This is a genomic window from Antrihabitans auranticaus (genome assembly GCF_016481275.1).
GTDB lineage: Bacteria > Actinomycetota > Actinomycetes > Mycobacteriales > Mycobacteriaceae > Antrihabitans.
The window spans coordinates 1,638,074-1,658,271 of the sequence record NZ_JAEMNW010000001.1 but is presented as its reverse complement, the minus strand read 5'-3'; the positions used below and the strand labels follow the sequence as shown (position 1 = coordinate 1,658,271).

21 protein-coding genes are annotated in these 20,198 nt (G+C 63.9%); 13 read left to right on the top strand and 8 right to left on the bottom strand.

Features of this window, described 5'->3' with window-relative positions:
- Positions 1 to 2: 2 nt before the first annotated feature.
- The 3 genes from cydB to cydC are packed head-to-tail and all read left to right on the top strand — an operon-like array spanning position 3 to position 4,438.
- Entirely contained in the window at positions 3 to 1,025 is a 1,023-nt protein-coding gene (gene cydB, locus JGU72_RS07720) for a cytochrome d ubiquinol oxidase subunit II (protein WP_199683046.1), read from the top strand.
- A 1-nt stretch (position 1,026) separates the two neighbouring features.
- Complete coding sequence (cydD, locus tag JGU72_RS07715) at positions 1,027 to 2,709, top strand: thiol reductant ABC exporter subunit CydD (RefSeq protein ID WP_199683045.1); 1,683 nt, start codon at positions 1,027 to 1,029, stop codon at positions 2,707 to 2,709.
- The gene (gene cydC / locus JGU72_RS07710; RefSeq protein WP_199683044.1) at positions 2,702 to 4,438 is read left to right on the top strand and encodes a thiol reductant ABC exporter subunit CydC; all 1,737 of its coding nucleotides are present in this window, start codon (positions 2,702 to 2,704) and stop codon (positions 4,436 to 4,438) included. The genes cydD and cydC overlap by 8 nt, the downstream gene beginning before the upstream one ends.
- Positions 4,439 to 4,609: 171 nt before the next feature.
- Here cydC and JGU72_RS07705 read toward each other — a convergent pair whose 3' ends face one another.
- A complete protein-coding gene (locus JGU72_RS07705) occupies positions 4,610 to 5,161 on the bottom strand; it encodes a TetR/AcrR family transcriptional regulator (protein ID WP_199683043.1) in 552 nt (183 codons plus the stop codon).
- Positions 5,162 to 5,251: 90 nt separating this feature from the next.
- Here JGU72_RS07705 and JGU72_RS07700 point away from each other — a divergent pair, with 90 nt between their 5' ends.
- Both JGU72_RS07700 and JGU72_RS07695 read left to right on the top strand, forming a co-directional pair.
- Positions 5,252 to 5,830, top strand: a complete 579-nt coding sequence (locus tag JGU72_RS07700; protein WP_199683042.1) for a hypothetical protein — start codon at positions 5,252 to 5,254, stop codon at positions 5,828 to 5,830.
- Positions 5,827 to 6,618, top strand: coding sequence for an SDR family NAD(P)-dependent oxidoreductase (locus JGU72_RS07695; RefSeq protein WP_199683041.1), 792 nt, complete (start codon positions 5,827 to 5,829; stop codon positions 6,616 to 6,618). Before JGU72_RS07700 ends, JGU72_RS07695 begins: the two co-directional genes overlap by 4 nt.
- 3 nt (positions 6,619 to 6,621) lie before the next feature.
- On the opposite strand, the gene JGU72_RS07690 is transcribed toward JGU72_RS07695, so the two are convergent.
- The 6 genes from JGU72_RS07690 to JGU72_RS07665 form a co-directional block, all read right to left on the bottom strand.
- The gene (locus tag JGU72_RS07690; RefSeq protein WP_307828338.1) at positions 6,622 to 7,281 is read right to left on the bottom strand and encodes a heme-binding beta-barrel domain-containing protein; all 660 of its coding nucleotides are present in this window, start codon (positions 7,279 to 7,281) and stop codon (positions 6,622 to 6,624) included.
- A gap of 331 nt (positions 7,282 to 7,612) precedes the next feature.
- Positions 7,613 to 7,918, bottom strand: coding sequence for a DUF1416 domain-containing protein (locus JGU72_RS07685; RefSeq protein ID WP_199683040.1), 306 nt, complete (start codon positions 7,916 to 7,918; stop codon positions 7,613 to 7,615).
- Between the two features lie 4 nt (positions 7,919 to 7,922).
- Positions 7,923 to 8,756, bottom strand: coding sequence for a sulfurtransferase (locus JGU72_RS07680; RefSeq protein ID WP_199683039.1), 834 nt, complete (start codon positions 8,754 to 8,756; stop codon positions 7,923 to 7,925).
- 52 nt (positions 8,757 to 8,808) lie between these two features.
- Positions 8,809 to 9,318 (bottom strand): DUF4395 domain-containing protein, encoded by a 510-nt coding sequence (locus JGU72_RS07675; protein WP_199683038.1) that lies wholly within the window; start codon positions 9,316 to 9,318, stop codon positions 8,809 to 8,811.
- A gap of 288 nt (positions 9,319 to 9,606) precedes the next feature.
- Positions 9,607 to 10,038, bottom strand: coding sequence for a thioredoxin family protein (locus tag JGU72_RS07670; RefSeq protein ID WP_199683037.1), 432 nt, complete (start codon positions 10,036 to 10,038; stop codon positions 9,607 to 9,609).
- A complete protein-coding gene (locus tag JGU72_RS07665; protein ID WP_199683036.1) occupies positions 10,035 to 10,808 on the bottom strand; it encodes an LmeA family phospholipid-binding protein in 774 nt (257 codons plus the stop codon). Before JGU72_RS07665 ends, JGU72_RS07670 begins: the two co-directional genes overlap by 4 nt.
- Positions 10,809 to 10,971: 163 nt before the next feature.
- On the opposite strand from JGU72_RS07665, the gene JGU72_RS07660 reads away from it, so the two are divergent.
- From JGU72_RS07660 to JGU72_RS07625, 8 genes are all read left to right on the top strand, one after another.
- Positions 10,972 to 11,727, top strand: coding sequence for a winged helix-turn-helix transcriptional regulator (locus tag JGU72_RS07660; protein WP_199683035.1), 756 nt, complete (start codon positions 10,972 to 10,974; stop codon positions 11,725 to 11,727).
- Entirely contained in the window at positions 11,724 to 12,629 is a 906-nt protein-coding gene (gene mshD, locus JGU72_RS07655) for a mycothiol synthase (RefSeq protein WP_199683277.1), read from the top strand. Before JGU72_RS07660 ends, mshD begins: the two co-directional genes overlap by 4 nt.
- 196 nt (positions 12,630 to 12,825) lie before the next feature.
- The gene (pstS, locus tag JGU72_RS07650; RefSeq protein ID WP_199683034.1) at positions 12,826 to 13,929 is read left to right on the top strand and encodes a phosphate ABC transporter substrate-binding protein PstS; all 1,104 of its coding nucleotides are present in this window, start codon (positions 12,826 to 12,828) and stop codon (positions 13,927 to 13,929) included.
- Between the two features lie 93 nt (positions 13,930 to 14,022).
- Positions 14,023 to 15,069: a phosphate ABC transporter permease subunit PstC gene (gene pstC / locus JGU72_RS07645; RefSeq protein WP_199683033.1), complete on the top strand. Its 1,047-nt coding sequence runs from the start codon at positions 14,023 to 14,025 to the stop codon at positions 15,067 to 15,069.
- A 2-nt stretch (positions 15,070 to 15,071) separates the two neighbouring features.
- A complete protein-coding gene (pstA, locus tag JGU72_RS07640; protein ID WP_199683032.1) occupies positions 15,072 to 15,980 on the top strand; it encodes a phosphate ABC transporter permease PstA in 909 nt (302 codons plus the stop codon).
- Between the two features lie 61 nt (positions 15,981 to 16,041).
- Positions 16,042 to 16,818 carry a phosphate ABC transporter ATP-binding protein PstB gene (gene pstB / locus JGU72_RS07635; protein WP_199683031.1) on the top strand — a complete coding sequence of 259 codons (777 nt, stop codon included), beginning with the start codon at positions 16,042 to 16,044 and terminating at the stop codon, positions 16,816 to 16,818.
- Positions 16,819 to 16,934: 116 nt separating this feature from the next.
- Complete coding sequence (locus JGU72_RS07630; RefSeq protein ID WP_199683276.1) at positions 16,935 to 17,843, top strand: family 2A encapsulin nanocompartment shell protein; 909 nt, start codon at positions 16,935 to 16,937, stop codon at positions 17,841 to 17,843.
- Complete coding sequence (locus JGU72_RS07625) at positions 17,815 to 19,485, top strand: family 2A encapsulin nanocompartment cargo protein cysteine desulfurase (protein ID WP_199683030.1); 1,671 nt, start codon at positions 17,815 to 17,817, stop codon at positions 19,483 to 19,485. Before JGU72_RS07630 ends, JGU72_RS07625 begins: the two co-directional genes overlap by 29 nt.
- Here JGU72_RS07625 and phoU read toward each other — a convergent pair.
- On the bottom strand, positions 19,482 to 20,162 hold the full coding sequence (phoU, locus tag JGU72_RS07620) for a phosphate signaling complex protein PhoU (protein ID WP_199683029.1): 681 nt from the start codon (positions 20,160 to 20,162) through the stop codon (positions 19,482 to 19,484). The genes JGU72_RS07625 and phoU overlap by 4 nt on opposite strands.
- Positions 20,163 to 20,198: the final 36 nt, after the last annotated feature.

Genomic DNA, 20,198 nt, shown 5'->3' with positions numbered 1-20,198 from the left:
TCATGGGAATGCACGAGATGTGGTTCGTCGTCATTGCCGTCCTGTTCGTCGGCTACTTCCTGCTCGAAGGATTCGACTTCGGGGTCGGGATGGCTTTCCCGGTCCTCGGTCGCACGGATACACGACGGCGCGTGCTGCTCAACACGATCGGACCCGTCTGGGATGGCAACGAGGTCTGGGTCATCACGGCGGTCGGGGCGATGTTCGCGGCATTTCCGGAGTGGTACGCGACGGTGTTCTCGGGCTTCTACCTGCCGCTACTGCTCATCCTCGTGACGCTGATCCTGCGGGTGTGCGCCATCGAGTGGCGCGGCAAGCTGGATGATCCGTTGTGGCGCAAGCGTTGTGACCTCGCCATCATGGCGGGCTCGTGGGTGCCGGCGGTGTTGTGGGGCGTGCTCTTCGCGAACATCGTGCGCGGTGTTGCTCTCGACGCCGACAAGCAGATCACCTCGGGCTTCTTGGACGTGCTCAATCCGTACGCCCTGCTCGGTGGAGCAACCACCGCAATGCTCTTCTTTCTGCACGGCGCGGTGTTCGTCGCTTTGAAGACGGCAGACGACGTTCAGGTCGATGCCGGGAAACTCGCTGCGCGACTGGCAGTTCCAGCCGGTCTCGTGGCAGCGGCGTTCGTCCTGTGGACCCAGGTTGCGTACGGCAAGTCGTGGACGTGGCTAGTGGTGGGGGCTGTCGTAGCCGCATTGGCCGGGGTAGTTCTGCTGACTCGCTCGCGCCGTGAGGGTTGGGCTTTCGGCGCAACGTCTCTTGCGGTTGTAGGTACGTTCGTCGTGCTGTTCGGGTCGCTCTTCCCGAATGTGCTGCCTTCGACTCTGGGTGCAGAACTCAGCATGACAATCCACACCGCGTCGTCGAGCCACTACACCCTGACGGTGCTGAGCTGGGCGGCGGCGTTCACGGCTCCGGTTGTCGTGCTCTACCAGGCCTGGACGTATTGGGTCTTCCGGCAACGTATTTCGACGGCCCAGATTCCGCCGTCGATCGGGCTCGCGGCGCGGCGGCGTTGACATGGCCACCGCACTCGATACGCCGCGCAGGAAGCGTCCGATAGACCCACGACTCTGGCGCTGTTCTCGGACGGCCCGAAAGTACCTCGTTCTCACGATCGGTCTGTCGCTGACGATCACGGCATCGATCATTCTGTCTGCGTTGATGATCGGCTCGATCCTGGGCGGCGTGATCACCGATCCCGCGCGGCGATCGCTCGGGTCGTGGTCTGTCGAGCTGATCGTCCTCGGACTTGCGCTGGTGGTCCGCATCGGAGCGACGTGGTTACAGGCACGCTTCGGCCATCGCTCCGCTGCACAGATCGTCGCAGAGTTGGAGAACGAGGCGCTCACGGCTGCGACCAGGTTGCCGACCCGCGAACTCGACTCGCGCAGTGCGGAACTGACCCAGGTCATCACCCGCGGTGTCGCGGATCTGCGCGCCTACCTCGCCGGATACGTGCCTGCGCTCTTCCTGGCTGCGATCGTCCCGCCGACCGTCCTGGTCGTGATCGCCGGCCAGGATCTGATCTCCGCCGGAATCGTGTTGGTGACGTTGCCGCTGATCCCGGCGTTCATGATCCTGATCGGGTTGCTCACCAAGGGCAAGGCCAACACCACGCTGCGGACGATGAGTATGCAGTCGGCTCAGCTGCTCGACCTCCTGGCGGGGCTACCGACTTTGCGTGCCCTCGGTCGCCAACACGGACCGGCCGATCGGGTTCGCGAGCTGGGGGAGGCGCATCGGCGAACCGCGATGTCCGCGTTGCGTATTGCGTTTCTGTCGGCGCTCGTGCTCGAACTGCTCGCGACGCTGTGCGTGGCTCTGATCGCCGTGAGTATCGGCTTGCGGCTCGTGTTCGGTGAAATGGCATTGACTGCGGGAATCGTCGTGTTGATTCTCGCGCCCGAGGTGTACCAACCGTTTCGGTCTCTTGGCGAGCGGTTTCACGCTGCGGAGGATGGAATGACGGCTGCAGACAAGGTCTTCGAGGTTCTCGATGCGTCGCGCGGGGGCGCACGCGGTACGTACGGTCGGCCACGTCGCTGTAATGGCGTGATCGACGTCTCCGGTCTGGGCATGATCGCGCGAGACCGTTTGGCGCCGAGAAACTTCAGTGCAGTGTTTCGACCGGGCCTGGTCACCGTGCTGACCGGTCCGAACGGCGCCGGCAAATCGTCTGTGCTGCAGGCGGTTCTCGGGCTGGCGGAACCCACCACGGGACGGGTGGCCATCGACGGAACCGACATCGGTGCGATCGACCCGGAATGGTGGTGGGAGCGGGTCGCATGGCTGCCGCAGCGACCGGTCCTGATCCCGGGCACCCTGCGCGAGAACCTCGAGCTGTCCGGTCCCGTGGGTGCAGTCTCGCAGATTCTAGATAATGCCTGTGCGGCAACAGGATTGGATCAGGTACTGGCCGAGTTGCCCGAGGGCTGGGACACGGTGGTCGGCACCGGTGGCGCCGGACTGTCTCTCGGTCAGCGGCAGCGTCTAGCGCTGACCAGAGTGCTGGTCGGCGGGAAGCCGATTCTTCTCCTCGACGAGCCGACCGCGCATCTGGACGCCGAAAGTGAAGCAGCAGTGCTGAGTTCGCTGATTTCGTACGCTGACCGCGGTGCGACGGTGGTTATCGTCGGCCATCGTCCCAGCGTCCTTGCAGCTGCCGACGTCGTCGTGACGGTAGGAGGCGACGATGAATAGCCCGCTCCGCAGAGCGCTGGCCCTGCTCGAGTTGAAGCCGTCGCGAGTCGTAGCCGCTGTGGCGGCCGGCGTGGTTGGCCTCGGAAGTGGACTGGCGCTCGCTGCCGTCGCGGCCTGGCTGATCGCGCGGGCATGGGGAATGCCGCCGGTGCTGGAGTTGTCCGTAGCGGTGGTCTGCGTTCGGGCACTGGGTATCTCTCGCGGATTGTTCCGCTACCTGGAACGGCTCGCGAGCCACGACACGGCCTTTCGTGCGACTACGGCCGCTCGCAGTGCCTTGTACAAGCGGCTGGCAAGTGGCGACCCAGCCGCCGTTACGGGCTTGCGCCGCGGCGATGTACGTAACCGGACCGGCGCCGACGTCGACACCGTCGCTGCCGTGGTGGTCCGCGCCATCGTCCCGATTGCGATCGCCGCTGTGCTGGGGGCAGCGGCGGTCGTTCTCCTGGGCACGATCTCGCTCACGGCCGCAATCATTCTCGCGACGTCGCTCGTCGCCGCCGGCGTCATCGCACCTCTCGTCGCAGCGCGTGCAGCCCGCCTGGCGGAAACGGCCGGGATGTCTGCGCGGGCCGAATACACCGAGCAAGCGGTAACCGCGCTCGATCACGCGGCAGAACTGCGCGTCGCGGGTCGGCTCGACGACATTGTGGGCGCGGCAAAGCACGCCAACACCCGCGCGACCGTCGCAACCGACCGTGCGGCATTGCATTCGGCGATCGCCGCAGCCACTATGCCGCTGGCGATGGGTGCGTCGATAGTCGGGACGCTCGTGATCGGAATCCTGCGCTACGGGTCGGGCGACATGAGTCCGATGGCGCTCGCGATTCTGGTGCTGCTGCCGCTCGCGTCCTTCGAGGCGGTAGCACCGCTGCCGCAAGCGCTCACCGCGCTCACGCAGGCCCGCGTCGCGGCTACTCGGATCGTCAGCTTGCTCGACCTCGCGGGCGATCCCAGCGCGTCCTCGGGCGCGCCTCTGCCCACCACCATGGAAGTCCGCTGCTCGGACCTCGTCTCCGGGTGGCCTGGTGGCAAGGCGACCGCACCGGTTCGACTGAACCTCGCAATCGGATCGCGGACCGCCGTCGTCGGCTCCAGCGGATCCGGTAAATCGACGTTCCTCATGACGCTTGCGGGGCTGCTCGAGCCGGTCGGCGGTCAGGTCACAGTGAACGGTATTCCGATCAGTGACTGGGATCCGGGCGATGTCCGCCGCCGAATCACCTATTTCGCCGAAGACGCACACATCTTCGATACGTCGCTCCTCGAAAACCTACGCGTCGCGCGCGGAGATCTGGGTCGGGCGGAGGCGGACGAGGCGTTGCGCGCGGTTGGGTTGGGGGACTGGCTCGACGGTCTGGCAGACGGCGTCGATACGGTGCTCACCGGTGGCGATCGGGCGGTGTCAGGTGGTCAGCGTCGCCGGATTTTGCTGGCCCGCGCGATCGTCTCTCCCGCCGAGATCCTGCTACTCGACGAGCCGACCGAGCATCTCGACGACACCGGCGGAGCCGATCTGCTGCGTGCGCTGCTGAACCGTCGTTCCGGTCTGGTCGATCCGCGGCGGTCGGTTGTGGTCATCACCCATCAGCTGCCTGTTGATCATGGCGCTGACCAGGTCGTTTGCTTCGATTCCGCGCTGCGCGAAAATACGTTGCCGGACCCCGAAAATCCACGTACCTTCGTCGGTACACGAGGAAGGAGGTGGTCTGAAGTTGGTAAATTTTAGGACGCGTGAGGTGGCTGCCAGCTAGCCGCTACCGCTGACGGGTTCTACAACCGCGCGAGCGGCTCGCGAATCCCAGGCAGCTACCCGGCCCCCGAGCCCCCGGTCTAGTCCGACCGGGACCTGTGCCGACGACTTGTAGTTCGTTTGCATCGGTACGGTTCGGGGGCCGCTCTACGTCTGGATCCGTTCGAGTTGACGCACGAGGGTCCGGCAGATGGAGCGTTTCCGATCCGCGTCGAGGCCGTGCATCAACAGGCCCTCGATGGCGAAGACCCAAACCTTCACGACGTCGTCGACGTCCTCTCCGCCCACACCGGCACTGCTCAGCTCAACTCGCAGCAGTGCCTCGCTCGACGTGTGGAAGAAGTCGTGCCAGGTGCTGACGGCATCGGACAGCGCCACGCGCGAATGCACCGTGCTGATCAATTTGCTCACCGACTCGAGTCGGTCGACCAGCCACAGCAGGCGGTCGGCGAGGTCTGCCGGCGGCTGGGCCAAGAACTCTCTCGTCGCCTCGGCGAGGACCTCGTCGAGCACCGCGAGGAGGACGTCGTCCTTGTCGCGGAAGTACCAGTAAATCGTGTTCGGGGCGATCTCCGCGCCCGCCGCGATCCGGCCCATGGGCGTCACTTCGTAGCCCTCGTCGATGAACAGACGCCGAGCGACCGCGACTATTTCGTCGCGTTTCTCTTCGCGGTCCTGTGGACGCTTGTTTCTGGGCACTCTTCCCCTCGGCTTTTGCGAATCCTATCTTGAATGCCGATCAAGAATACGTTAGGTTCATCTTGAACAGCATTCAAGAAGGAGATCCGAATGGCGTCAGACAAACTGGCAGTCGATACAGATCGGTTGCCCACCGCTGAACTCGTCGCACTGTTCGCGACGTTGGAATGTCCTCCGATCGAGGAAATGGACGGTGAGTACGCGGCTCGACTCCTCACTCAGCCAGACCTCTTGGCGACCGTTGCAGGGCTGTTCAGCGTCGGAAATCCGCTGTTGCCTTGGTTGGCCAAGGCGTTCCGGCCCGTCGACGCTGAATCGGGGCGTGGCTACAACACTTTCCGGCAGTTCGGCAGGGTCGTGCAGCGCTATCCGATGATCACTCGCATCGCACCGTCGCGTTTCGACGGCCTGCCCGCGTACCACCTGATCTACGGCGCGTTCCACTCGCTGTGCGGCGACATTCACATGGTCGACGAGGTCCGTCGGGTCTCGCCGGGTGTCTACCTGGGAATCGGGACGTGGGGATTCACAGACGGCCAGCGGGCAAAGCCACTGCCGTTTCTCCTGGAAGCGACAGGTGCCGCATATCGCGGGGACATCGGAAGGCGTAGAAGCGGTTTCGTCGTCAGCCCGCGTGAAATCCCCGCACTCGAAGGAGACCGTCGATGAGCAATCGAACTGCCTTGATCACCGGTGCCTCCGCCGGAATCGGCGCGACCTTCGCGAGACATCTTGCAGCCGAGGGATATTCACTCCTACTCGTCGCCCGCCGCGCGGATCGACTCGACGCACTCGCCGCTGAATTGAGTGACGAGTACGGCATCCGCTGCGACACCTTCGCGGCCGACCTCACCGACCCGGCTGCGCCAGCTGCGATCGTCGACCATGCTGCGGCACAGGGTATTACGATCGATGTGCTGATCAACAATGCCGGGCTCTCGGGCAAGACGAAGTTCGCCGAAACATCGTGGGAAACACTTGCGGGCGAGATCCAGTTGATGGTCACGGCCGTCACCGAACTCGCGCACCGCGTAGTGCCGGGGATGAAAGAACGTGGCTGGGGCCGCATCGTCAACCTGTCCTCGCTCGCGGCGTTCTCGCCGCCAGGGGCCAGCCTGCTCTACACCGGCATCAAGAGCTACGTGCTGAACGTTTCGCAATCGCTCGACATGGAGTTGAAGCCCCACGGCATCCACGTCACCGCGTTGTGCCCCGGATTCACGCACAGCGAATTCCACGACGTCATGGGCACCCGCGGCTCCGCGTCGCGGCTGCCGGGGATTCTCTGGCAGGACCCGCAGGACGTCGTTCGTGAAGGCTGGGACGCGGTCTCGAAGGGCAGGCCGGTCTGTGTTCCAGGGACGGTGAACAAGATCGTCTCGAACAGCATGCGACCGGTTCCGTTCCGGCTGCAGTACTTCCTCGGAAAGACGTTCAACCCGTTCAGAAACGGCTGAGAGTCAGCCGATGTAGCGGGCAAGCCGCGCCGAAAGGCGCGGCTTCAGCTCGCCGTCGGCGTCGACACGTTCCTCGACATAGGCCAGGTCGCCGCCCTCGATGATCCCGTAGAGCCGCTTCGCACCGCCGACCACGGCGCCCGACTGACTGCGAATCACGACGTCGGTCGCCAGCTCCCACGACGCCTGCGTCAGCGCGTGTCCGTAGAAGAGTTCGACAACGCCGGTACTGTGCGTGAGCAGCAATTCGACGACTTCGTCCTTGCCTTCGCCCGCTACCCGCCAAAATCCGGATTCACGCAGGTCCGGACCCGCGTACGAACCCTCGGCGTCGAGCTTCCACGAGCGCGATTCCCAGTTCAGGTAGCTACCACCGTCGTGCGAGACGACGATCTGCTGCCCGAAGGGATAGTCGCCGGAATCAGGGTCGTTGCCCTCGCCCTCGCCGCGCCACACGCCCACGAGTGGAAGCAGGGCGAGCAGGTCGGGGTTGAGGTCGACGCCTTCACGCAAATTTGCCGTATCGGCGGGAATCGGTAGGTCTGGCAGCGTCGGCACATTGCGCACCGCCGTGACCTGCGCACGCTCGACGGCGTCTGCCACTGCCTTGTCGCCGCTCAGGCGTGGCGCGGTCTCACCGGTCTGCGTCGACTCCTGACTCACGACTCGTCGGTGACGAGACGGTAGATGACGTAGAGCCCGAACCAGGTGATCAGCAGCGACGCCAATCCAAGGAGAACCTCGAAGAATAGGACCACGCCGGTAAGTTTAGACCGCCGTGCTCGCTTGGGCGAAAGGGCGTTTGTCACACCCGCCGGCTACTGCGGTGATCACGAGCAAACGGCTCCAGCCACACCCACACCCGCGTGATCACGAGCGAACGGCGAGGGTATGGGGCGTGTCGTGAACCAGATGCTCGTGATCACCGCTGCGGCGGTGCTGCACAAACGCAAACGGCGCCTCTCGAGTCGAGAGGCGCCGCTGAGCGGGTGGATCAGACGCCGACGGTGACGTCCACGTTGTGAATACCGTTGCCCGCGGGGTGCACGGTTGCGTCGCCGTTGCCCGAAGGCGAAAGTGCGCGGACCGTCCAGTCGCCCGGTGCCGCGAAGAAACGGAAGTCACCGGTGCCCGAGGCGACTACCTCGGCCGTGAACTCACCGGTCCGGTCGAGCAGGCGGACGAACGCGCCGCCCACGGGCTGCCCGTCACCGGCGACAACTTTGCCGGTGATGACCGTTTCCTTCTCGACATCGACGCCGGCCGGGACGGCCTGGCCCTGCGTTGGTGCTGCACACATACTCTTACTCTCCCAATTCGATCGGTACACCGACGAGCGAGCCGTACTCGGTCCAGCTGCCGTCGTAGTTCTTGACATTCTCGTGACCGAGCAGTTCCTTGAGGACGAACCAGGTGTGGCTGGAACGCTCGCCGATACGGCAGTAGGCGATGGTGTCCTTGGATCCGTCCAGGCCGGCCTCGCCGTAGATCTCGGTGAGTTCGTCGTCGGACTTGAACGTGCCGTCTTCGTTGGCTGCCTTGCTCCACGGCACGCTCAGTGCGCCGGGGATGTGGCCCGGACGCTGGCTCTGCTCCTGCGGGAGGTGTGCCGGTGCGAGGATCTTGCCGCTGAACTCGTCTGGCGAACGAACGTCGACCAGGTTCTGCACGCCGATGGCCGCAACGGCCTCGTCGCGGAATGCGCGGATCGACAGGTCCGGCTCGGCGGCCTTGTACTGCGTGGCCGAGCGGGTGACGGCGTCACGCGAGAGGGGGCGTCCGTCGAGTTCCCACTTCTTGCGGCCGCCGTCGAGAAGCTTGACGTTGTCGTGGCCGTAGAGCTTGAAGTACCAGTAGGCGTAGGCCGCGAACCAGTTGTTGTTGCCGCCGTACAGAACGACCTGGTCTTCGTTGCTGATGCCGCGCGCCGAGAGCAGGTCTGAGAACTGCTCGCGATTCACGAAGTCGCGGCGGACCTGATCCTGCAGATCCTTCTTCCAGTCGAGCTTGATAGCACCCTCGATGTGGCCGCCGTCGTATGCGGACGTGTCTTCGTCGACCTCGACGAAGACGGTCCCGGCGGCGTTCAGGTTCTGCTCGGCCCAGTCGGTGGAGACTAGGACGTCGGAGCGAGCCATTTGTTTCCTTTCGATGTGAATTACGTTGTAGCAGTATGTAGTTGGCGGATATTTAGGCGGCTGACGGTTGGCTGGATCGATTACGGAAGTAAGCGACGAGTGGGTAGATCTGGCAGCCTAGGCAGAAGCCGAAGGCCGCGTTCAGGAACGCTGCGAAAAGGGCGAAGCCGGTGAAGATCGTGCCGACCAGGCCGGCGCCCAGCGCGAACGAGACGACGCCAGACACTGCGAACAGGAATCCCACGAGCTGCGCGAAGCGCAGGGGCGCGATGGGTTCCTTCTCGGTCGGCGCGGAGATCCGCGGCAGGACGACCTTGGAGTAGAGGAGGCCGTACGGGCTCCGGTGCGGACCGCGGCTCGCGCCGAGGGCGAATACGACACCCTGTGCGGCAAGTAGAACAGCCGCCGCAACCAGCGAGAACGATGCGGTGATGAGCACCGCGACGAGAACCGCCGTGGTGATCCAGGCGACGAAGCGGGGGCCGCGAACGTCGACCTGAGTCTGTGCAGCGGCCGGGGTGGACGAGCTGCCCGTCGATGTTGTGGATGAAGTGGTGGACATTGTCATGCTCCTGCACGCGGAATTGCGGATGGCCTGGAAGTGGCGTTGGAACGCGATCAGAGTCGATCACCGATATCACTTATGACTGACCGAATCAGCTCATGTGATGGGAATGCGACGCCGAAGCGTTCAGCGGCAGAGGCAACAACAACCGCCGAGGCGGCACAGGTCGACTGTGCGGCGACGGGTGAGCATCAGCTCGCGGCGGGTTTGCACGTCCCGCAGTTTACCTGTTTCTGCGCGATTGTGAACCGCGACCAGGGGATATCCAGCAAACGACCGCACGATTTAGGCGCTGACCTGCGCAAGCGCGCTGCGCAGCGCGCCTGAGGTGGGAACGCCGGAGATGCGGAAACGCTCGGTGGCGGCGGTGTCGAAGATGAAGGTCGTCGGCAGGGAAAGGACGCCGAGCTCCTTCGCGAGGCGGGGGTGCTCGTCTATATCGACTTCGATCTCGGCGGGAGCAGTCGGCGTGTGCTCGAGATCGGCCAGCACCTGCCCGACGACGCGCCGCACCGCTGCACACGGACCGCACCAATCGGCCGAGAAGTGGAGAATCGTCGGTCGACTCGCCTGCACACCGACCGCGGCCAAGAGCTCGGAACGCTCCGAGCGCTCGGAGTCACCGCTGGTCCGGACTCGACCCCACCTGCTTTTCCATACAAGTCCCACCGCTGATGCCAGCAGCAGAACGACAAACAACACTGTGATCTGCGTCATGAGTTCTGCAGGTCGTCGAAGTTGATCGTCACATTCTCACCCGTACCCTCGATCACGATCTGGGAACCAACCGCCGACACCTTCGTCGGCAAAACACCGAACGGCAGTGACCGCGTGTCGATCGATTGGTTGAACAGTGCGAGCACCGCTGGTACGTCCAACTCCGGAACACTGAAATTCAATCCCGGTCCGAAGTAAAACTCTGTAGCGACGATGCGGAGCTGCTCTTTCTCGAGAATCATTTCGGCTTCGACGCTGACCTTCATCTGTTCGAGGCCGACCGGAACGGTGCCGGTCAGGACGATTCCGTCGTGGGTCCACAACCCGGTGCCGCCAGATCCGCCCGTACCGTCGGATTTGTCCGCCGGAGAAGCAGAAACCTGCAGGTCAGGAATATTGAATGCCTGTCCGAGCTCGGTTGCATCGATGCGGATCCGGCCGTCCACACGATCCACGGGAACCATGTTCAGGTTGCCGTCGATCAGGTCGCTCATAGGTACGGAGACTCCGGTCAGCGTCGCTTCGATCGTCGTTTGGCCGATGAGGTCGGCCCGGACGCCGCGCGCGCTCAATTCCACGCTGTCGTACTTGCCGTTGAGGGCGTGGGAGAGAAACGGAAAACCGTGAATCGTCACCTCGGGGTCGGAGTTCAGCCCGGCACCTTCGCGGATCGCGCGCGAAACCCGATATTCGGCATATGCCGCTGCTCCGAAGTCCACGACGACCGCGAGGCCGACGAGGCATACGAGACCGATGATGAGTTTGCGCATCAGCCCATTGTGACTGATCAGCGCCGCCGTTCCTGACGACGTGTGCCCGTGTGCAGTAGGTTTGCCGTGCTGACAAGCTAGTCTGTCACCCAAAGTACAAGTGCCTGTCACATCGTCGTGTGCAGCACGTGGACAATTTGCGACGGCGTGATGGGAGGGTCCCGTGGAGCTGCTCCTTTTGACGTCCGACCCCAATCCCGAGGCGGTTCTACCGTCTTTGGCGCTCTTGGCTCACACTGTGCGGCCTGCGCCGACCGAGGTTTCGTCGCTACTCGAGGCCGGTAACGCAGATATCGCAGTCGTCGATGCCCGCACCGACCTTGCGGCGGCCCGCGGACTGTGTCGACTGCTCGGAACCACAGGCTCGTCCATACCGGTGGTCGCGGTGCTGACCGAAGGCGGTCTGGTAGCTGTGAACGCCGACTGGGGTCTCGACGACATCCTTTTGCCGAACACCGGCCCCGCGGAGTTGGATGCGCGGCTGCGGCTGCTCGTGGGCCGCAACGGCGGGATCGCAAGCCCGGAGGCGTCGGGGAAGATCACCCTCGGCGAGCTCGTCATCGACGAGGGCACCTACACGGCCCGGCTGCGTGGACGTCCACTCGATCTCACATACAAAGAGTTCGAACTGCTCAAATATCTCGCCCAGCACGCGGGCCGCGTCTTCACTCGCGCCCAGCTGCTGCAGGAGGTCTGGGGCTACGACTTCTTCGGCGGCACCCGCACGGTCGACGTGCACGTGCGGCGCCTGCGCGCCAAGCTCGGTACGGAGTACGAATCGCTGATCGGCACGGTCCGCAACGTCGGCTACAAAGCTGTGCGGCCCAGCCGCAATTCGGGCAAGCCCGACGTGGTCGTCGAGGATCTGGATGACGACGACGCGGACGGATACATCCCGGCGAACGGGTCGGCGCTCTGACTGCCGGCGGGTTCGACACGCTCGACGGCGACGTCATCGCGCGGGTCGAGCAGATCGTCGATGCGGCCACGAAAGTAGATGGCACTGCACCGATTTCCGAGCAGGCAGTGCTCTCGCTGTCCGGTTCTTCGGTCACCCACCTGGTGCGGACGACCGACGACCGCGTTGTCGGCTACGGCCAAATCTCAGCTGCGACCGGCGAACACCCTGCGATGGCGGAGGTCGTCGTCGATCCCGAACACCGGGGCAAGGGCGTCGGCACCGACCTCGTGCAGGCTGCGTTGACGGCTGGCGGTGCCGGAACGAGGGTATGGGCGCACGGCAATCTCGAACCTGCGCGCGCGGTCGCAGCGCGGCTGAAGCTGGTTGCCGTGCGCGAATTGCTGCAGATGCGCAGGCCGCTCACAAATAATCCTGTACCGAGTTACGTGGTGCCCGATGGGCTTTCACTGCGGACCTACCGACCGGGTGCCGACGACGCTGAAATCCTGCGAGTCAACAACGCAGCATTCTCCTGGCATCCGGAACAGGGGGGCTGGACCGCGGCGGACCTTTCCGCCCGGCAGGCCGAGGAGTGGTTCGATCCGGCGGGTCTCTTCCTCGTGGTCGACGACCAGGATCGGGTGCGCGGCTTTCACTGGACCAAGGTCCACACCGAGACTCCGGAACCCATCGGCGAGGTCTACGTCGTGGCTATCGATCCGGCGGCTCAGGGCGCCGGCCTCGGCCGCGTGCTGACCCTGGCAGGGCTGGAATATCTGCAGGTCAAGGGTCTGGACGCGGTGCTGCTCTACACGGAAGCCGACAACGCCGCCGCGGTGCGGCTGTACGAGAAACTCGGATTCACGCGTTACCACGTCGACGTCGCATACGGCACCGCCGTAACAAGCGTCACAGTATGAACCAGTTCCGGACATAACGCCCAGGCTGTTCACTCCCCGTTCACCGAACCGGGACCGTTTGTCCACCACGCGCCTTTACGTTTCTCGTTGGGCAGCGCGCTGCTGCCTGGTGCGGGCAACAGGCCGGCACCGCCGAATTTGCCGCAGGGCTAGCCCCGTCTAGAACGCGGTGGATCGAGATTCCCGGAGGAATTAGGTGAACCGTAAGCGCAGCAGCGCCCTTATCGGTCTGGCGGTCGTGGCAACACTGGCCGCAGCTGGTTGTGGCAGCGACGATACCAAGGAGACGAGCACGTCCAACGCGGCCAGCAGCATCAGCTGCGACGGTGCGAAAGACAAGCTCAGTGCAGAGGGATCGTCGGCACAGAAGAACGCGTTCGACGAGTTCAGCGCCGCCTATGCAGCCGCGTGCAGTGGCAAGACCATCGCCTACAACCCGACCGGTTCGGGTGCAGGCCGCGAGCAGTTCCTCGCGAACAACGTCGACTTCGCAGGCTCCGATTCGGCGCTCAGCGAAGAAGAGGCTGCTCGGGCCAAGGAGCGTTGCGCAGGCAACGACGCGTGGAACCTGCCGATCGTCTTCGGCCCGGTCGCCCTCGCCTACAACGTCGACGGCGTCGACAAGCTCGTTCTCAACGCGGACGTGACCGCCAAGATCTTCACCGGCGCGATCAGCACCTGGAACGACCCGGCCATCGCCGCCCTCAACTCGGGCGTGACGTTGCCGGACACGAAGATCACGCCGGTATACCGCTCCGACAAGTCGGGCACCAGCGAGAACTTCGGCCGCTACCTCGAGACCGCGGCCCCGCAGAGCTGGGACAAGGGCCACGACGGCACCTGGAAGGGCGGCGTCGGCGAAGGCGCCGAGAAGTCGGCCGGTGTTGCCGAGAAGGTCAAGAACATCGCCGGTTCCATCACCTACGTCGAAAAGGGCTACGCCGACGACCTCGGCCTGGTCTACGCCCAGGTCGACAACGGCGCTGGCGCTGTCGAGCTGACCGCTGATACTGCCGCCAAGTCGGTCGACACCGCGAAGTTCAAGAGTGAGGGCAACAACCTCACCCTCGACCTCGCCTCGATCTACGGCACGAAGGATGCGGGTGCGTACCCGATCCTCCTCGCCACCTACGAGATCGTCTGCTCGAAGGGTTACGACGCCGCGACGTCGATCGCCGTGAAGAACTTCCTCACGGTTGCGGTGAACGAGGGACAGAGCGGTCTCGCCGAAATCGGCTACGCCCCGCTGCCCGATGCATTCAAGGAACGCGTCACGACGGCGATCAACGCCATCGCCTGATAGCGCGACCGAGGTCCTGCCCGGTCGCGTGAGCTTCACACGCGACCGGGCATGGATTTACCATCAGCCGTACTAGCTAAGCGAGTCACCAAGATGAGCGACGCACCGCCGCATCCCCTTGCCAAACACGAGCCACCGGAATTGCTGCCCGAGCCGGGTCTGCCGGTCAAGCAACCGAAGGAGCCCAGCGTGGAGCCGGCCAAGTCCAAGAAGGCCGTGGTACGACCCGGTGACCGGATCTTCTCCGGTCTCGCTGTCGGCTCCGGCGTGTTCATCGTGGCGCTCATCGGCGCTGTCGCATTCTTTCTGCTGTGGCGCGCGATTCCCTCGCTTCGCAACAACGAAGAGAACTTCCTGACTTTCCGCGGTTCATGGTCGACGGACGACACGTCGGCAATGCACTTCGGCATCCTGGACCTGTTGCAGGTCACCGTGTTCGTCTCGGTGCTCGCGCTGATCATTGCGATGCCGATCGCGCTCGGTATCGCGATCTTCCTCACCGAGTACTCCCCGAAGCGCCTTGCCGCACCGCTCGCATACGTCATCGACCTGCTGGCAGCGGTGCCCTCGATCGTCTACGGCCTCTGGGGCATTTACGTCCTGGCACCCGCGCTTTCGCCGATCGCACTCTGGTTGAACGAAAACCTCTCGTGGATACCGCTTTTCGCCACGGGAACCGCCGACATCAAGGCGGGCGGAACGATCTTCACCGGTGGCATCGTCCTTGCCGTGATGATCCTTCCGATCATCGCAGCGGTGACGCGTGAGGTCTTCGTGCAGACTCCGCGGGCCAACATCGAGGCTGCGCTGGCGCTGGGAGCGACACGCTGGGAGATGGTGCGCACCACGGTGATTCCGTTCGGACTCTCCGGCTACATCAGCGGATCGATGCTCGGCCTCGGTCGTGCTCTCGGTGAAACGATCGCGCTCCTGTTGATTCTCGGTTCCACGTTCCAGGTGTTCGGCTGGTCGGTGTTCGACAGCGGCAAGACCTTTGCCACGCAGATCGCGTCCAACGCACCCGAATTCAACAACGATCTCGAGGCCGGCGCCTTCATCGCCGCAGGCCTGGTGCTGTTCGTGCTGACCTTCGTCGTCAACTCGTTCGCCCGGGCAGTCATCGCTGGAAAGAAGGATTGACCGTGACCGCCACCCTCGACCGTCCCGTCAAAGAGCCGACCTTCCGGCGCACGAGTACCCGCCGACGATTCGTCGACAACGCTGCGACCGTTCTCGTCACCCTCGCGGTCCTCATCGCCATCATCCCGCTCGTCTGGGTGCTCTACTCCGTGGTGAGCCGCGGATTCAGTTCGCTGCTGGATCCCGACTGGTGGGGCAAATCGCAGAACCTGATGACCAACCGCACCGAGGGCGGCGGCGCCTATCACGCTGTTGTCGGAACGCTGATCCAAGGCTTCATCTGCGCAGTCCTCTCGGTGCCGGTCGGCCTCTTCGTCGCGATCTACCTCGTCGAGTACGCCGAGAATTCGCGCTTGGGCAAGGTCACGACGTTCATGGTCGACATCCTGACCGGTGTTCCCTCCATCGTCGCGGCACTGTTCATCTACGCGCTGTGGGTCACGACCTTCGGGTTCCCGCGCTCCGGCTTCGCCGTGTCGCTTGCACTCGTATTGCTGATGGTTCCGGTGGTCGTCCGTTCGGCCGAGGAAATGCTGCGGATCGTTCCGCAGGACCTCCGGGAAGCAAGTTACGCACTTGGCGTGCCGAAGTGGAAGACGATCATGCGGATCGTCGTTCCGACGGCCCTGTCCGGGATCGTCACCGGCATCATGCTCGCGCTCGCCCGGGTGATGGGTGAGACGGCGCCGCTGCTGGTACTCGTCGGCTACACGAAGACCATCAACTTCGATCTCTTCAACGGAGAAATGGCCTCGTTGCCCGGCATGATGGTCGACCAGCGCAGCGGCTCGGTGGTCGGTCTCGCAGAAGACAGGCTCTGGGGTGCTGCCCTCACGCTGATCTTGCTTGTCGCTGTCCTCAACATCTTCGCGAAGCTTGTCGCCAAGTACTTCTCGCCGAAGCAGGTTTGACCTTTACAGGCAGCGCCCCCAATTCGTCTCATTTACCAACGTAGGACTCGAGGAGCCAGACATGGCGAAGCGTATCGATATCAAAGACGTCAACATCTTCTACGGAAAGTTCCACGCGGTCGCCGACGTCGCGCTCGCCGTTCCGCCGCGCGCGGTCACAGCTTTCATCGGACCTTCGGGCTGCGGTAAATCCACCGTGCTCCGGTCCCTCAACCGCATGCACGAGGTGATCCCCGGCGCGTACGTCGAGGGTTCGATCCTGCTCGACGGTGAAGACATCTACGGCAACGGAGTCGACCCGGTCGGCGTCCGCCGCACCATCGGCATGGTGTTCCAGCGGCCGAACCCGTTCCCCACCATGTCGATTCGGGACAACGTGGTCGCCGGACTGAAGCTGCAGGGACTGCGCAACCGCAAGCAACTCGACGAGACCGCCGAGCGTTCGCTGCGTGGTGCGAACCTGTGGAACGAGGTCAAGGACCGCCTCGACAAGCCCGGCGGTGGCCTCTCCGGCGGTCAGCAGCAGCGTCTCTGCATCGCCCGCGCGATCGCGGTTCAGCCTGACGTTCTGCTGATGGACGAGCCGTGCTCGGCCCTCGACCCGATCTCCACGCTCGCGATCGAGGACCTCATCACGGAGTTGAAGAAGGACTTCACCATCGTGATCGTCACGCACAACATGCAGCAGGCTGCGCGCGTAAGTGATCAGACGGCGTTCTTCAACCTCGAAGCCACCGGAAAGCCGGGCAAGCTCATCGAAATCGACGACACGGAGAAGATCTTCTCCAACCCCACCCAGAAGGCGACAGAGGACTACATCTCGGGTCGATTCGGGTAGCAGTAGTCGCGACAAGACCGCGTCCGAGGCATAGCATTTAGCTGGCTGATCTTGGCCGTTCCTTATGCCGATTTGTGCAAGGAGTGGTGATCGTGACGAATGCTGCACCCCGCCCGATGGCGCTGGGCGATGACGCCGCCCGGACACTTGCGAATGCCACCAAATCGGCTCCACAGATGGAGTCGATCACCCCGCGGTGGTTGGTGCATATGCTGAGCTGGATTCCCGTCGAAGCTGGCATCTATCGGTTGAACAAGGTGATTCACCCGGAGTCGGTGGACATCCAGTGTGACAACTTCGACGAGTCGCCGTTGCCGGAGACCTTCGTCGATTACCAGAAGGATCCGCGGGAGTATCGACTCAAAGCCGTGCACACGATTCTCGACGTGCACACCCGTGTGTCGGACCTGTACTCGAGCCCGCACGACCAGATCGCCCAGCAGTTGCGCCTCACGATCGAAGCGATCAAGGAGCATCAGGAAGGCGAGCTGATCAACAGCCCCGACTACGGGCTGATCGCGAATACTGCTGACAAGCAAAAGCTTTCGACCGTCGGTGGGCCGCCGACGCCGGACGACCTCGACAACATGATCGCGAAGGCCTGGAAAGAGCCGGCCTTCTTCCTGACGCACCCGCAAGGTGTCGCGGCCTTCGGCAGAGAGTGCACCCGCCGCGGCGTGCCACCGCCGACGGTCAGCCTCTTTGGTTCGCAGTTCCTGACGTGGCGTGGCCTCCCGATCATCCCTTCCGACAAGGTTCCGGTCGAGGGTGGTGCGACGAAGTTCCTGCTGATCCGAACCGGCGAATCGCGCCGCGGCGTCGTGGGCCTGTTCCAGCCAGGGCTGGCTGGTGAGCAAAGTCCGGGGCTGTCGGTGAAGTTCATGGGAATCGATCGCAGCGCCATCGCGTCGTACCTCGTGTCCCTGTACTGCTCGCTCGCGATCCTCGCCGACGACGCTGTTGCGCTGCTCGAAGGTGCGGAAGTCGACAAGTTCCATGACTACGCCCCCACCTACCGGAAGTGACGGGTCGGCGCGACCGCCGTGGCTCCCTGACGAAGCGACGCTGAACCAGCTTGCCGGACAGTTCTTTTCGGCACTGCCGGGGTCACCTGGGGTAGCGACGATCGGCGTTGCCGAACCGAGCGAAGCCGCACTGCCGAGCTTCCCGACGAGTCCGCCGAACGGTCCGCCGAGTGCCGACGCGGGAACGTCGTATGCAACGACCGCGCCGTCGCACGGTACGCCGTACGTACCTGACGTTCCGCAGCTCGACCTCGCAACGCCGCTACCCAGTGCGGGCTCCGCGTTCTACTTCCTCGACGAGCCGAAAGCGTATGCGGCACCGGACCACTCGCCGACCGCGCCGCAGACCTCCCGCCCGACGTTCTACTTCGCCGACGACGTAGTTCCGGACCTCACCACTGCCGACGATCCGCATCCCGGCTTCGACGTGAATGCCGTTCGCCGCGACTTCCCGATACTGTCCGAGCGGGTCAACGGCTTCCCGCTCGTGTGGTTCGACAATGCCGCCACGACGCAGAAGCCGAGCGCCGTGATCGAGCGGATCAGCTACTTCTACGAGCACGAGAACTCGAACATTCACCGGGCCGCGCACACGCTGGCAGCCCGTTCGACCGATGCCTACGAGAAGGCAAGAGATACGGTCGCGCGCTTCATCGGCGCATCGTCGGGCGAGAACATCATCTTCGTGCGTGGCGCGACCGAGGCGATCAACCTCGTCGCTCAGGCATGGGGAAGAAAGAATATTCGCGAAGGCGACGAGATCGTCATCAGCCACCTCGAGCACCACGCGAACATCGTCCCGTGGCAGATGCTGGCGTCCGAGACCGGCGCGGAGATCAAGGTGATTCCCGTCGACGACAGCGGTCAGCTGCTACTGGGGGAGTACACCAAGCTGCTGTCCGACCGGACGAAACTGGTTGCTGTTACGCAGGTTTCGAACGCGCTCGGGACGATAACACCCGCGCGTGAGATCACCGAGGAAGCCCATCGCGCCGGTGCGACCGTGCTGATCGACGGCGCGCAGTCGATCCCGCACACGAAGGTCGACATGCAGAGCCTCGGCGCAGACTTCTTCGTGTTCTCAGGACACAAGATCTTCGGGCCGACCGGGATCGGCGTGGTCTACGGCACCGCAGATGTGTTGCGCGACATGCCGCCGTGGCAGGGCGGCGGGAACATGATCCAGGACGTGACGCTCGAACGGTCCATTTTCCAACCGCCGCCCGGGCGGTTCGAGGCGGGGACCGGAAACATCGCCGACGCTGTCGGGTTGGGTGCTGCGCTCGAGTACGTCGAACGGATCGGCATCGACAACATCAGCAAGTACGAGCACTTCCTGCTGGAGTATGCGACGCCGCGCATGGCCGCGGTGCCCGGTTTGCACCTGATCGGCACCGCCACGGACAAAGCGAGTGTCGTCTCGTTCGTCCTCGACGGCTACGAGCCGCTGCAGGTCGGCAAGGCCCTCAACGAGAAGGGTATTGCGGTGCGCGCGGGACATCATTGCGCGCAGCCGATCCTGCGGCGATTTGGACTGGAAGCGACCGTGCGGCCGTCGTTCGCCTTCTACAACACGTGCGAAGAGATCGACCGCATGGTCGCTGCCCTGTACGAACTGTCGGCAGACGCCGGAAACCGCTAGCGGTTCGAGGCGATTCGCGCTTCCGTCGATTCCTCGGTCGGTAGCGCGCCGGTAACCAGGAAGACGACCCGGCGGCCGACCTCCACAGCGTGATCGGCGAAGCGCTCATAGAAGCGACCGAGCAGCGTGACGTCTACGGCAGCGGCGACGCCGTGCTGCCATTCGCGATCCATGAGGACCGTGAAGAGATGGCGGTGCAGGTCGTCCATCGCCTCGTCTTCCTCGCTGAGGCGAGCAGCACGCTCGGGGTCGCGAGTCTCGAGGACTTCCTTGGCGGCGGCACCGAGAGCGACGGCAATACGACCCATCTCCGCGAAGTAGCCGTTGACCTCTTCGGGGAGCACATGATTCGGATGCCTGCGCCGCGCGATCTTGGCCACGTGCAATGCGAGCGCGCCCATGCGATCCACGTCCGCCACGATCTGAATGCCGCTGACTACCGAGCGCAGATCGCCCGCAACAGGTGCCTGCAGGGCGAGCAGTGCGAAGGCGCGCTCCTCGGCGATCTGGGTGAGCTCGGCGATCTTGTCGTACTCGGTGATCACTTGCTCGGCGAGCGCGAGGTCCGCCTGAAGGAGTGACTGTGTTGCTTGCTCCATCGCGGATCCGGCGAGGCCCGCCATCTCGCCGAGAATTTGAGCAAGCGAATTCATTTTTTCGTTATAGGCAACGCGCATAAATTGAAACCCTACTTTGTGGGGGAGACCAAGTCA